The organism is Galbibacter pacificus (genome assembly GCF_029603165.1).
Lineage (GTDB): Bacteria > Bacteroidota > Bacteroidia > Flavobacteriales > Flavobacteriaceae > Galbibacter > Galbibacter pacificus.
In genome coordinates, this window is the sequence record NZ_JAQSVC010000001.1 from 843,822 (window position 1) to 857,788 (window position 13,967).

The 13,967-nt window shown below is 39.3% G+C and carries 11 protein-coding genes and 1 tRNA gene; 4 read left to right on the forward strand and 8 right to left on the reverse strand.

Annotated features, from left to right (window positions below; all coding sequences use genetic code 11):
- Positions 1-47: 47 nt before the first annotated feature.
- The 4 genes from PSF86_RS03470 to PSF86_RS03485 form a co-directional block, all read right to left on the reverse strand.
- The gene (locus tag PSF86_RS03470) at positions 48-404 is read right to left on the reverse strand and encodes a single-stranded DNA-binding protein (RefSeq protein ID WP_277898655.1); all 357 of its coding nucleotides are present in this window, start codon (positions 402-404) and stop codon (positions 48-50) included.
- A 908-nt stretch (positions 405-1,312) separates the two neighbouring features.
- Positions 1,313-1,867 (reverse strand): hypothetical protein, encoded by a 555-nt coding sequence (locus PSF86_RS03475; protein WP_277898656.1) that lies wholly within the window; start codon positions 1,865-1,867, stop codon positions 1,313-1,315.
- Between the two features lie 78 nt (positions 1,868-1,945).
- Positions 1,946-2,746, reverse strand: coding sequence for a 4-hydroxy-tetrahydrodipicolinate reductase (gene dapB, locus PSF86_RS03480; RefSeq protein ID WP_277898657.1), 801 nt, complete (start codon positions 2,744-2,746; stop codon positions 1,946-1,948).
- A gap of 235 nt (positions 2,747-2,981) precedes the next feature.
- A complete protein-coding gene (locus PSF86_RS03485; protein ID WP_277898658.1) occupies positions 2,982-3,461 on the reverse strand; it encodes a MarR family transcriptional regulator in 480 nt (159 codons plus the stop codon).
- A gap of 385 nt (positions 3,462-3,846) precedes the next feature.
- Between PSF86_RS03485 and PSF86_RS03490 the strand changes: the two genes are divergently transcribed.
- Entirely contained in the window at positions 3,847-4,020 is a 174-nt protein-coding gene (locus PSF86_RS03490; RefSeq protein WP_277898659.1) for a hypothetical protein, read from the forward strand.
- Between the two features lie 90 nt (positions 4,021-4,110).
- On the opposite strand, the gene PSF86_RS03495 is transcribed toward PSF86_RS03490, so the two are convergent.
- The 4 genes from PSF86_RS03495 to PSF86_RS03510 all read right to left on the reverse strand — a co-directional run bounded on the left by PSF86_RS03495 (position 4,111) and on the right by PSF86_RS03510 (position 7,511).
- The gene (locus tag PSF86_RS03495) at positions 4,111-4,947 is read right to left on the reverse strand and encodes a DUF932 domain-containing protein (protein ID WP_277898660.1); all 837 of its coding nucleotides are present in this window, start codon (positions 4,945-4,947) and stop codon (positions 4,111-4,113) included.
- 248 nt (positions 4,948-5,195) lie between these two features.
- The gene (locus PSF86_RS03500; protein WP_128767234.1) at positions 5,196-5,603 is read right to left on the reverse strand and encodes a hypothetical protein; all 408 of its coding nucleotides are present in this window, start codon (positions 5,601-5,603) and stop codon (positions 5,196-5,198) included.
- A 352-nt stretch (positions 5,604-5,955) separates the two neighbouring features.
- A complete protein-coding gene (locus PSF86_RS03505) occupies positions 5,956-7,209 on the reverse strand; it encodes a site-specific integrase (protein ID WP_277898661.1) in 1,254 nt (417 codons plus the stop codon).
- A gap of 227 nt (positions 7,210-7,436) precedes the next feature.
- Positions 7,437-7,511, reverse strand: a tRNA-Pro gene (locus PSF86_RS03510).
- Positions 7,512-7,712: 201 nt separating this feature from the next.
- Between PSF86_RS03510 and PSF86_RS03515 the strand changes: the two genes are divergently transcribed.
- The 3 genes from PSF86_RS03515 to PSF86_RS03525 all read left to right on the forward strand — a co-directional run bounded on the left by PSF86_RS03515 (position 7,713) and on the right by PSF86_RS03525 (position 13,891).
- The gene (locus PSF86_RS03515; RefSeq protein ID WP_277898662.1) at positions 7,713-8,828 is read left to right on the forward strand and encodes a PQQ-dependent sugar dehydrogenase; all 1,116 of its coding nucleotides are present in this window, start codon (positions 7,713-7,715) and stop codon (positions 8,826-8,828) included.
- 177 nt (positions 8,829-9,005) lie between these two features.
- On the forward strand, positions 9,006-10,199 hold the full coding sequence (locus tag PSF86_RS03520; protein ID WP_277898663.1) for an MFS transporter: 1,194 nt from the start codon (positions 9,006-9,008) through the stop codon (positions 10,197-10,199).
- 233 nt (positions 10,200-10,432) lie between these two features.
- Positions 10,433-13,891 carry a methylmalonyl-CoA mutase family protein gene (locus PSF86_RS03525; RefSeq protein WP_277898865.1) on the forward strand — a complete coding sequence of 1,153 codons (3,459 nt, stop codon included), beginning with the start codon at positions 10,433-10,435 and terminating at the stop codon, positions 13,889-13,891.
- The last annotated feature ends 76 nt before the right edge of the window (positions 13,892-13,967 follow it).

The following is a 13,967-nucleotide window of genomic DNA, read 5'->3' on the forward strand; positions in this document are numbered from 1 at the left end:
AAAAAGAGGGCGTGACTTTCGACCGTAACGCCCTCTTTAATTTTAAATTAATCGGCTGAATTATTGCCGTTCTTAGTTCCCAACAAAAGGATTTCGTTGGCTTCTACTTCGGTAACGTACCTTTTGATACCGTCCTTGTCCTCGTAGCTTCGGGATTTCAATTTTCCGGTTACCCCGATTTCCTTGCCCTTTCCGGCATATTTCTCGATGATTTCGGCAGTTTTGCCCCAAGCTACTACGGTATGCCATTCGGTATTTTGTGTTTTCTCGCCATTGGTGTTTTTATAAAACTCGTTTGTGGCAAGTGAAAAACGGGCTACCTTTTTACCGCTTTCAAGGTTCGTAATGGTTGGCTCCTGTCCAACGTTTCCGATTAACTGTACGTGATTTTTTAAAGTACTCATAATAAAAGATTTAAAGATTAATTAAAATGCTACCCGAACCATTCAGATAGTTTACGTTTATATTTTTTTGAAGTGATTTACTTATTATATCCAGAGCGTTTTCCTTTTTTGTTTTTTTTAGTCCCGCTTCCTTTTTGATGTTTTTGTAAGATTTCATACTATTCAGTTTAGATTTACTTCCCATAGAGCCGTCCGCTGTTACCTTTTTTTTGTTGCTGATACATTTTCAATAGTTGGAATTAATAAGGAGTTATAAAAGGGAGGCACGACCGGTTATGCACTCCGTTTAACTTCCAACTGTTGGTATTTTGCTTACAAAAAAAGGGTAGGGACAGCGGCGGTGCGGGAGTAGGTCTAAATGCCTTTTGTGAAGTACGAAACCATAGGAAGCGGGACTAAATGATAAATGGAATTCCTATCAGGCGGACTTAACTTTAAAGATGTAGATTGGGAATGAAGTGTTCCTGCCGTTTTTCAGGCAGGGTTTAACGTAATGGAAATCGGAATCTTTAAAGTTGTGTTCAAGACCTTTGCAGGGAAGCTCTTTGCCCGGAATGTAGCCCTTCGGCTAAGTTCAGGACAGGCTTTTTCGCGCGATGGAGCGGCAATGTGCTGACCGGGTTATGAAAACGTATTATCCTCTTTAAGTAGGATTTAAGACGGACTTGACTTCAAAGCTGTAGATGGGAATGGAGTGTTCCTGCGTATTTCAGCAGGAATAGTGCAATGGGAATCGAAAGCTTTGGAGTTGTGTCCAAGACGTATGTAGTGAAGCTCTTTGCCCGAAATGAAGTGGTTGCCTGCTTTTTCAGCAGGCGAGCGTGGAATGTAGGGGAATGTGCTGAGCGGGTCATGAAAATTTAATTCCGGACGTATTTCCTATATACAGCTTGTGCGCAGTTTTTATATTATTTTCCTATATAATTAAGATAATCTGATTTATAAAACTGTTCTTTTTCACCAAGAAACTTATTTTTGGTAAGTACATATTTACCTTCATTTAAATGGACATATCCTATTGGATAAGGATTGAAATTTTTTAAAAATAATTCTGAAATATATTCCGAACTGTTTTCATCATCAATGAAGATAATTCTATCAATAACATAGCTTTCAAATATTGATTTAATATTTTCTCTTAAAATGGAAAACAGTTCTATTTCTGAGATTGAATTTTCTTTAAAACGCCTGAAGTTAATTATTGTTTTTTTGGTTTTGATATGGTGAGTTACTTGACAGAAACCTAAAATGGTCTGGTTTGACTCCCAATAGAAATATTTATTTTCAAATTTAGATTTATCTTGATTGGTTCTTTTCAAAATATTGAACATTAAACAACTTACCCCCATATCTTTAATTCTATCATCTTTTAAGAAGCTATTTATTAATGTTATGGAGTCTAGTATTCGGATTTTTCGATTTTGATTTATCTCTCCTAAATTATTCATTGTTATATTTGTCATTTTACTCGTTTTTTAAGTTAATTATTAAGTAATTGGACATTTATTTCTTCAAAGAACTTTTTTATGCAATTCTGTTTTTTAAAAGTCCATTATACTATCCAATCCTCTTCGCAAGCCCTTAAATGTTCCAATTTTTTCGATTGCCAAAAGTCCGCCTTTTACGTACGGAACTGCACTTGCTCCCGAATCGTGTCTTATCGATAGTTTTTCGTCTTTAAGACCGAATATTGTTTCTATGGAAATAACGTGTCCTGGAAGCCTGACCGAATGGATTTGAACGTCATTTAAATTTGCCCCGCGACTTGATTTATCGCCAATCAATTCATCTTCTGTCACAAATTTGTTGGGTTTTTGAACTTTTGAAAGTCGATGAGCCAATTCTCTTGCTGTTCCACTTGGTGCATCAATTTTATCCTCGTGAGTGTAATCAATAATCTCAAAATTGGGAATATATTTTGCCGCCATTTCCGAAAATTTTTGAAGTAGTACAACCGTAATTGCAAAATTACCAACCGCTAAAACAGAAGTTTTGTTTTCATTGGCGACCTTCTCAATTTCCGAATAATCTTTTTCGGTCAATCCCGAAGTTCCAACAACAACTTTTTTCCCTTTTTTTAGAGAAGTAAGAATATTTTTCTTGGCAACGTCTGGTTTCGTGTAATCCACTAGAACATCAAAATCAGTTTCATCTAATGCAGTTTCAATGTTTTCATAAATTGGAATATTTGTTGAACCTAAATCGAGAATTTCAGCTAAGTTTTCTCCTTTATGACTTCTAGAAAGTGCTCCAACAAGCTCCATCTTTTCGTGGTTAAAAACCCCTTTGCTCAATGCAGAACCTGCCCAACCTGTTCCGCCTGCTATAAATACTTTTATCATAATGTTTGTGTTTTATTATTACTGTTATTTTTGAATTTTTTTAAATGGTAAATGTGTATGATGCAGAAAATAATACCTGCAATGATTAACGGACTTGATTTTAGAAACAGGCCGTAGATAATGTAGAAAAAACTTGAAATGAGATGCCATAAACGAAATTGCCCCATTTCTTTCTTGGTAATTACGAAAAACCCTGTCCTAATTGCCAAATACCCTAAAATTTCAGTTATCCAAATCATAGTTCTTTTACATTTTCTATTGTTCTTTCGTTATAATTTTTGTCAGCTACTAATTTTTCAAATTCAGTAAGTTCTTGCATAAAGTTAGGACTGTTTTCAATCAGTTCTTTTGTTGTTTCGATGCAAGCATCCCAATGTTTATGTAAATTTGGAAGTTTGTTTTTCGATTTTTCGGATAATTCTAAAAGCTGCTTTCGTGAATCGTTTTTATCCGTTTTGGTCTCGATGTAATTCTTTTTCTTCATTTTGTTGATGATTTTCACGCAAGCAGGATGCGACATTCTTAATTCTTGTGAGATTTCCGTAATTGTCAAGGAATTATGTTTTTCCAAAAGAAGGAAAATTAAATGCCAATTAGGTTCAATATTAAGTCCTGCGTTTTTGTAGTAGTCTCTTGTGCTGTATAATAGTTCATCACTTAAACGCTTTATTCTACTGTTCAATCCTGCATACCCGATTTGTTGTAAAAAGTCCATATCTTAATTATTTGTAACTGGTTACGTAAATATTTGATTTTATGAAAATTTTAATAGGAAGTAGTTCGGTCAAATTGCATTACAACTTGTTATATATTGTTATTATGCTGTTTCTTAGTTAAATCCACTTCTACAAATTAGTAAAGCGGACTTGATTCACGATTTTGGCTCTGGAATGAAGTGTTCCTTCCCAGCGCAGCGGGAAGGGTTAGCGGAATGGAAAGCTGAAATTGGGGATTGTGTCCAAGACCTTTGTAGGAAAGCTCTTTGCCCGGAATGCAGCTTTTCGCGGAATGGAGCGGCAATGTGCTGACCGGCTTATGAAAACGGATTATCCTTTGAAGTAGGATTAAAAGCGGACTTGACTTCAAAGATGTAGGTGGGAATGTCTGTACTGAGTTTAATCGAAGTAGAGTTTGGCTGCTTCCCGATTTTTCCTGGGAACAAGCGGGCAAGTGAAATGGAAATCGGAAGCTTTGGGGTCGTGTCCAAGACCTTTGTAATGAAGCGCTTTTCCCGGAATGCAGCTTTTTCTGCGGAAGGTAGGGGAATGGGCTGAGTGGGATTGCAAAGCTAACTTTCCAAATAAATTCTTTTGCTCAGAATAAAAAAAATCCAGTTTAAGGTACTGGATAAACCTATTATGACATTAAGCCATTTCATAAACGGCATCGAACAGTTTTTTGTCCAAGCGTTCCTGTTGTGAAAAGCTTTTTTTCAATGTATTGTGAAGCATTTGATTGAAAGCATTATAGCCTATCCACAAATTAGGTTTTTCATCAAGTAACAACGCTTCGTTATCCAGAATTTCAAGTACTTCCCGGGATTTCTTTGAAGGATCATTGTTCTTATCGCTACATTCGTACCGGAACAATTTCGTGCTTTCCAGAATTTCTTTTACAAATTCCTTGGTGTTGATGATTTCAAATTCCCTCATTCTGTCGAACTTCTTGGTAATGGTGTAAAATTCATTATCCAAGAACTTATCGAACAGATTGTTCAACCTTGGCATTATCAGGTCGGTATTGTTCTTACTATGCTTGATGGAAAACTCAATTTCCGCTTGTGAAACGTGTAGGCCATTGGAGCATACTTCCCTATAAAAGCCAAAATGTCCAGAAGTTTTCTCGCTACCATCATAGGAATTCTTAAACCGCAGCATCGGCAGTATCAGGTCTTTTTCATTCTTTACCGAAAATTGGCTGTTATCATCAATGATAAAGTCGGTAATGAAAGACCTATCATTCCTGTTGATTGTCCGCTTCTGATAATTCAGTCTGGCATCGGTCAACATTTCTTCGGCCTTTTTGAAGAAAAGTTCGTTCGGTACGTGGCCGTAGCTGTTCGATACCACGTTGACAATTTTGCCATTCGAAATTATGGCATTTTCAAGTCCCCTTCGGGATTCCATCTGGGTCAGGATTTTCAAGGATTTCATTTCTGATGGAACGAAGATTTCATCCTGCTGTAAATTTGATAAATACATAACATTTGATTTTAGTTAAACAATTAATATTTAAGCTAGAACCAAACGGAAGATAAAATCTCAGCTCAAAAGGAAACGGAATAAATAGCGAGTGCGGGAGCGGCTTTATGCCGTAAGCTTTTGATGGGAGTATTTTACGAGTTTACCTTTGCGCATATATTGATTGAATATTATAACTCCCTTTTTAAGGAAAAAAGAAAACCTACTCTTGGGGAGTAGGCTTCCTGTTTTAAGGATTTGAAGTTACCTTAGAGTTCAAATTTTACAATCTGTTCCTCAATTTCGGATTTTCGTTCCTCCAAAGTGGACTGTAAGTGAGTTGTAACCAATTTGATAAGGTTCGTATTGGTCGTTTTAAATTCCAAATTGTGGGAATCCCGGATGTAAAATGAAGCTGAATCCCCTTGGTTATAGTTGAACTTTGTCAACTCGCTCAAGGTCTGGTTCAACCGTTCCCGTTGGGTGGCCAATCCTCTCAGTTTCTCGAAATTTTGGATCCGGTCATCCAAACTGATGGTAGCTTTTTTCGATGCTACCGCTTTTTCTGTTGAAGCAGCTTTTCCAATGGCTTCATCGGTCAGCTTTTTCTGTACTTCCTTTTTAACGGATGCATTTTCCTTTTTTGCAGTTCCGTTTTGTTTTACTGTTGTTGCCATAATTAAAATTTTTAAGTTAAACATTATTTTAAATCGTTTTGGCAGCTTGTAAGGCAACGAGCAATACCAAAACAGGGCATTAACAGCCACAGGGAGGAAGGGGCAAGGTATGAGCGGTTATTTTTCGCAGAAAAATGTTCGGCATCCCGAAGGGCTTGACCTTGACCAAGCGATGGGATGTGGCTACATTTGCCCACTGTTTGGTTTTGGTTGCCTCAGCTGACCGAAAAATAAAATAACTTAGTGTTAAAATTTATGGCTCAATACAAAACCCAAATCTGCAAGGGATTATTAGACGAAAAAAAAAGAGTGCCGACTGGATTAGAACCTAAAAGGTGTTTTCCAAATCAAATTATTGATAGTGCACCCTTGTTTCGGCCTTGTCCGTGGTGTTTAATTTACTACGCAACGAACGCATATCAGATGACACTTTTTGTTCGATGACCCTGGCGTAGATTTGCGTTGTGGAAAGCTTTGTATGACCGAGTAATTTTGAAACGGTCTCAATGGGCACGCCATTGGAAAGCGTAACCGTAGTAGCAAACGTGTGCCTTGCCGCGTGGAACGTAAGCTTCTTATTGATTTTTAGGATAGCAACTACTTCCTTCAAATATTTATTGATTTTTTGATTAGAAAATACCGGCAGCAATTTTTCGCTTTTGTTTTCAGTTCCCTGGTCATACTTTTTCAGGATGTCAAGGGCTTTATCCAAAAGCGGTATTTTTACCGCTTCATCGTTCTTTTCCCTTTTTGTGAATATCCAGTAATCCCCATCGATGCCGCGTACAATATGGTCGTCGCAAAGCAACTTCACGTCGATATAGGACAGACCCGTATAACAGGCAAAAACAAAAACGTCCCTTGTTTTTTGGTGCATCCCTTTTGAAAGCTGACTGGATTCCAGAACTTCAAGTTCCGATTGGGACAGAAATGCTCGCTGGTGTTTTGTGAACTTTAGCGAGAACCTCACAAAGGGGTCTTTTTCGATCCACTCCAACCGAAGGGCAAGGTTCATCATCTTTTTCAAGCGTTCCAAATGTTTCATAACCCCATTGTTCTTTAGGGGCTGGGAGCGGTTTATGGATTTTCCGTTACGTAGGAACTGTTCAAAGTCAATGATGAATTTATAGGATAATTGTTTAAGGAAAACATCGTTGGTCTTTAGTTTGTGCTTCAAATACCGTTTGATATAGCGTTCCGTAGTGAAGTAATTTTTCAAGGTGCCGGGCTTGAGTACCGAAACCATATTCTTATTATGGTAGGAAACCAGTTCAAGCAGCGTTTTGTGCTGTTCATCTTCTCCGAGATACCGGGCCTTGATGGCCTGGGCGGTAACATATTTGGATTCGCCCAAAAGCTGTTTGTGGCAATCCAACAAATCGGAATACACTTGGTCAAGGTAAACATTTAGTGCCTTGCCGTCGGAAGTCCTTAGTGTTGACCTTTTGGAACGGGTATCCCAATAGGTAACCGATGTGGATCGTTTTAAACTGATCTCGGCACGTTTTCCATCGACCGTGATACGGGCATAAATAGGTGCAAAATCATCTTTTGCTTTGGCCATACTCAGCCAAAAATGAATGGTAAAAGTCTTTGAAGTCTGCATAAACTCTCGCTTTAAGTGAATAATCGATTTGTTTACGAAAGTCAAATCGCTGCGAAAGTCAAGTCTATTGAATTACCAATGTAGTGAAAATTCTGGTAACAATTTAGGTAACCGAATAGGTAACCTTTGAATTGATATTAAAGCCAATCTTATGATTTCAAGAAAAATAAAAACCCTTGATTTTCATAAGATTAGCTATATTTTGGTGTCTGTTGACACCGTAATTGTCGGGGTGGCAGGATTCGAACCTGCGACCTCCGCGTCCCAAACGCGGCGCGATAACCGGGCTACGCTACACCCCGTGAGTAAAGTTCAAAAAAATACTTTGTAGAAATTATATTTCTGATGCCTACAAAGCGGGCACAAAAGTATTATTCTTTTTTCAAATTAACATGTAAATTTAATTTTTTTTCAAAAAAATGTTTTTTAACGATTATTTATGATTGGTATTCAGTTAATTATGCTTTTTTGTGTAACTGTTACACAACCAAAATAAGATTGCTATGAAACATAAAATTCTTTTAATCCTGATAGTTATAATTCAGTTTTCCTGTGCTCAGGACGATAAAACTATTACAGTTCCCGAAGAAATCACTTATACCCTTGAAACTGTTGTAAGCGATATAAACATACCATGGGGCATGGCCTTTCTGCCAGACGGGAAATTACTTGTTACCGAAAAATCAGGAAAACTATATTTAGTAGAAAACGGCAATAAAACTGAAATTTCTCATAATCTTACTGTTTATGATAGGGGACAGGGCGGACTTATGGACGTGAAGTTGCATCCCGACTACAAAAACAACGGCTGGATTTATTTTTCTTATGCAAGCGATGAAGGCGATGGCAGTGGAGGCAATACCGCCATTGCACGTGCTAAATTAAATGGAAATGCTTTAACTGGCACAGAAGTGCTTTACATGGCAGAACCAAATACCACCAAGGGACAGCATTTTGGTTCGAGAATAGAATTTGATGATAATGGCTACCTTTATTTTTCCATTGGTGAGCGTGGCGAACGAGACGTGAACCCGCAGGACATTACCCGTGATGGAGGAAAAATTTACCGCTTGTACGATGATGGAAGAATACCTGAAGATAATCCGTTTATAGATTCCACAAATGCCAAAAAAGCAATTTATAGTTATGGGCACCGTAATCCACAAGGAATGCTTAAACACTACCAAACAGGAGATATTTGGGTGCATGAACACGGTCCGCAGGGTGGCGATGAAATCAATGTCATTAAAAAAGGTGCCAATTATGGCTGGCCCGTAATTAGCTACGGAGAGAATTACGACGGCACTTCTTTTACCGATATTACCGAAAAAGAGGGCATGGAACAGCCACTCCATTACTGGGTGCCTTCCATAGCACCAAGCGGGATGGCTTTTGTTACTTCTGATGTCTACCCGGGGTGGAAGGGCAGTTTAATGGTGGGGTCTCTTAAATTTGGCTATTTGGAACGTATGGTCATAGAAGGGAATGCCGTTACAAAACGCGAAAAACTGGTTGAAGGAGAAGGCCGTATGCGTAATGTAAAACAAGGCCCGGATGGTTATTTGTATTTGGGCATAGAGGGAAGCGGTATCGTAAAGATTGTTCCTGAAAAAAAATAATGTAATTTTATGGGTTTTTATCGTACTAAGTTGTCTATACCATTTGGTATGGGTGTTAAAATGCTATTTATTTACATAAACTTGATAATGTAGCACAGTATATAAATTGATAACTATAGTACTTTTGTAATATAAACTTAGGGCAATTTCATATTAAGATATAATAAAGACCAGAAAATGAAAGAAATAACAAACAAAAAGGCATTATTGGCGCTTGCAATCGGTGGATTTGGTATTGGAATGACCGAGTTTGTTATCATGGGTATATTACCCGATGTGGCTACCGCATTGAATATTTCCATTCCACAAGCGGGACATTTTATATCGGCATATGCACTTGGCGTTGTGGTTGGGGCACCCCTATTAACAAGTATCGGCAATAAATGGGCTCCTCATAAAATGTTATTGTACCTCATGGGATGGTTTACGGTATTCAACACATTATCTGCGTTTGCAGATAGTTATTACCTGCTGTTGGTTTCCCGGTTTCTATCAGGCTTACCGCACGGTGCTTTCTTTGGTATTGGCGCTGTGGTGGCTGGAAAATTGGCTCAGGAAGGAAAATCGGCAAAAGCCATTGCTACCATGTTTTCTGGGTTAACGGTAGCCAATGTAATTGGTGTTCCGCTGGGGACATATGTTGGGCATCACTTTCACTGGAGTATTTCTTTTATGATCGTGGGTATAATAGGGATATTGACCATGCTCAGCATCTATTTTTGGATGCCCGAAATTGAAAAAACTCCCAATAAGGGAATTAAAAACGAATTTAAACTATTTAAAAGAATAGATTTTTTAGGGCTCATATTGCTTACTACCATCGGGACCGGAGGCTTTTTTGCGTGGTACAGTTACATTGCTCCCCTTATCACCGATGTTGCTGGATTAAGCGATAACATTGTTAGTTATGCCATGATTATTGCTGGTTTGGGCATGGTTGTGGGGAATTTTCTGGGAGCAAAGTTGGCCGAAATCTATTCGCCGCTCAAAGCGGTAATTATAAGCTTGGCGGTAATGGTCACGGTATTGCTTATCAATAACTTTGTTGCTTCAAGCGGATATGTGGTTTTGGTTATGACCTTTATCATCGGGATGATTGCCTTTACTGTGTCTACGCCTATCCAAATGGCAGTTATCAATAGTGCCAAGGGTTCCGAAATGTTGGGGTCTTCGGCCAACCAAAGTGCGTTCAATATGGGAAATGCATCCGGGGCCTATTTGGCAGGGCTGCCCATTGCATATGGTTTTGGGTTTACTTCGGCAAGCGTTGTCGGGGCCGCAATGGCATGTAGCGGTGTGGCATTGGCTATTGCTATTTACATGTTTAAAAAACAAAAACAGGCAAAAAGGCAAATGGCCTTCCAACATTAAAAACGGCATACTTCTTTTTTTAAGTTGAATATCAATTATATTTGATAAAGAGCAGTAAGTTTAAACTTCCTAAATTATCCTTATTTTCTTTTCTTTTGAAGACAGTATTACTTCAATAACCTAAAAAATCTTCAATGTAGTATTGTATTTCCGTCTTAACTAATTATAAAAAAAAGCTTCATTTTTTTGCAAATTCTGTAAATTGCAGGCGTAAATAACATACCTCATTAATGATGAAGCAAGTAAATCAGTATAAACCTAAGAATAAAGTAAGAATAGTAACCGCCGCTTCCCTTTTCGATGGACATGATGCGGCCATCAATGTAATGAGGCGCATTATCCAGTCTACAGGGGTAGAGGTTATTCATTTAGGGCACGACAGGAGCGTTGAAGAAGTGGTAAACACAGCCATTCAGGAAGATGTAAATGCCATTGCGCTTACTTCGTACCAAGGGGGGCATAACGAGTATTTTAAATACATGCACGATTTACTTGAAGAACGGGGTGCTTCACATATTAAAATTTTCGGTGGCGGTGGCGGCGTTATTCTTCCGCAGGAAATAAAAGAGTTGATGGATTATGGAATTTCCCGAATTTATTCACCAGACGATGGTCGTGAAATGGGCTTGCAGGGAATGATTAACGATTTGGTTGAAAGTGCCGATTTTCCCATTACCACTTTAAAAAAGCAAAAAAACATACAGCGGGATCTTTCAGAAAAAAACAGCAATACCATTGCCCGTTTTATTTCTTTGGCTGAAAATAACCATGACGAATTTTTAAAACTTTTTGCTGAAGCAAATTCAGAAAACAGCAACATCCCGGTCTTGGGAATTACAGGAACCGGTGGATCTGGAAAAAGTAGTTTGGTCGATGAAGTGGTACGTCGTTTTTTAAACGATTTTGAAGATAAAACCATTGGCATTATTTCCGTAGACCCTTCCAAACGAAAAACCGGCGGTGCATTGTTGGGCGACCGCATTAGGATGAATGCCATTAACAATTCGCGGGTGTACATGCGCAGTCTGGCCACAAGGCAATCCAATTTGGCCCTGTCCAAACACGTGGCAGAGGCCGTAGAGGTACTAAAGGCCGCCAAGTACGACTTGATTATCCTGGAAACTTCGGGGATTGGGCAAAGCGATACAGAGATTTTAGACCACTCAGATGTTTCCTTGTATGTAATGACGCCCGAATTTGGTGCCGCAACCCAACTGGAAAAAATCGATATGCTCGATTTTGCCGACTTGGTTGCCATAAATAAATTTGATAAACGTGGAGCCCTGGATGCATTGCGCGATGTAAAAAAACAATACCAGCGCAATCACGGTATGTGGGACGCCAAACCAGATGATCTTCCCGTGTTTGGTACCATTGCCGCACAGTTTAACGATCCGGGAATGAATACGCTATACAGGAGCATAATGGACACAATTGCCCAAAAAACGGCAGCCAACCTTGCTTCTAGTTTCGAAATTTCTTCTGAAATGAGCGAGAAGGTATTTGTAATCCCACCAAACAGAACACGGTACTTATCTGAAATTGCAGAGAACAACCGTGCCTATGATAAAAAAGCAGAAGAACAGGCCGGGGTTGCCCAAAAACTGTATGGGGTTTACCAAACTATTTGTAGTGTTGCCGATGCAGAAATTAAACTATCAAAATATGGGCTTGATGTAGACGATATAAGTTTAACTTCAGCAAAAAACAAAGATTTCCTAAAACTATTATTGGCCGAGTTCGACCGTGTTAAATTAAATTTGGATCCGCACCATTGGGAGACCATCACGAATTGGAACGAAATGGTATCTACATACAAAGAGCCTATTTATAGTTTTAAGGTACGCGATAAAGAAATTAAGATTGAAACCCATACCGAGTCCCTTTCGCACACACAAATCCCCAAAGTGGCATTGCCTAAATACAAGGCTTGGGGCGATATTTTACATTGGGTGTTGCAGGAAAACGTTCCCGGGGCATTTCCTTACGCTTCGGGGCTGTACCCGTTTAAGAGAACCGGCGAAGACCCAACCCGGATGTTTGCGGGAGAAGGCGGCCCGGAGCGTACCAACAGACGTTTTCATTATGTAAGTTTGGGCATGCCGGCCAAACGTTTATCAACAGCCTTTGATTCGGTTACCCTTTACGGTAACGATCCTGGCCACCGCCCCGATATTTACGGGAAAATAGGTAATGCAGGGGTTTCTATCTGCTGTTTGGATGATGCCAAAAAATTGTATTCCGGTTTTAATTTAGCCGACCCGATGACCTCGGTGAGTATGACCATTAATGGCCCCGCACCAATGCTCCTTGGTTTTTTTATGAATGCCGCAATCGATCAGCAATGCGAAATCTATATCAAGGAAAAGGGGCTGGAAAAAGAAGTAGAAGCAAAAATTGAGTCTATTTATAAAGAAAAGGGAACCGAACGGCCTAAATATCATAGCTTTTCACGTGCCGAAGGTGCCAAGGAAGAAGGACTTCCGGAAGGTAACAATGGCCTCGGACTTATGCTTTTGGGCGTAACCGGAGATATGGTCCTGCCAAAAGAAACCTATAAAGAAATTAAACAAAAAACAATCGCACAGGTACGCGGAACCGTACAAGCAGATATTTTAAAAGAAGACCAGGCGCAAAACACCTGCATTTTTTCAACCGAATTTGCCCTGAGGCTCATGGGCGATGTTCAGGAATATTTTATCAAAGAGAACGTTCGTAATTTTTATTCGGTTTCCATATCCGGCTATCATATTGCAGAAGCAGGCGCAAACCCCATTACACAATTGGCATTTACCCTGGCAAACGGCTTTACGTATGTGGAGTATTATTTAAGCAGGGGGATGGACATTAATAAATTCGGTCCAAACCTTTCTTTCTTTTTCTCCAATGGTGTCGATCCCGAATATGCCGTTATTGGCCGTGTGGCAAGAAAAATATGGGCCAAGGCACTTAAAGAAAAGTACGGTGCCAATGCCCGTTCGCAAATGTTAAAGTACCATATTCAAACCTCGGGCCGTTCCCTGCATGCACAGGAAATAGATTTTAACGATATCCGTACAACATTACAGGCATTGTATGCCATTTACGATAATTGTAACTCGTTGCATACCAATGCTTACGACGAGGCCATTACAACCCCCACAGAAGATTCTGTGCGCCGTGCCATGGCAATTCAGCTTATCATTAACAAAGAACTGGGATTGGCAAAGAACGAAAACCCCATTCAGGGAAGTTTTATCATCGAAGAATTAACCAATTTGGTCGAGGAGGCCGTATTGGCAGAATTCGACAGGATAACAGAACGTGGCGGCGTTCTGGGCGCTATGGAAACCATGTACCAACGCTCCAAAATTCAAGAAGAAAGCCTGTATTACGAAACCTTAAAACATACGGGCGAATATCCAATAATTGGGGTAAATACCTTTTTAAGCAGTAAAGGCTCTCCCACAATTATTCCTTCGGAAGTAATCCGCGCTACCGAAACCGAAAAACAACTACAAATAGGCACGCTGGAAAGATTGCACAAAACATACAAAACTGAAGCAAATGAAGCTATAGCAAAGGTAAAAGAAGCCGCAATTCATAATAAAAACATATTCGAAGCATTAATGAATGCCACCAAGGTTTGTTCATTAGGGCAGATTACCCAGGCCTTGTTTGAAGTTGGCGGGCAGTACCGGAGAAATATGTAACCGTATAGCGTAGGCTTGCCAAAATATATGGAATGCTTTTCAATTATAAAATTTTAACCAAAAAGTTGGCTGTTTC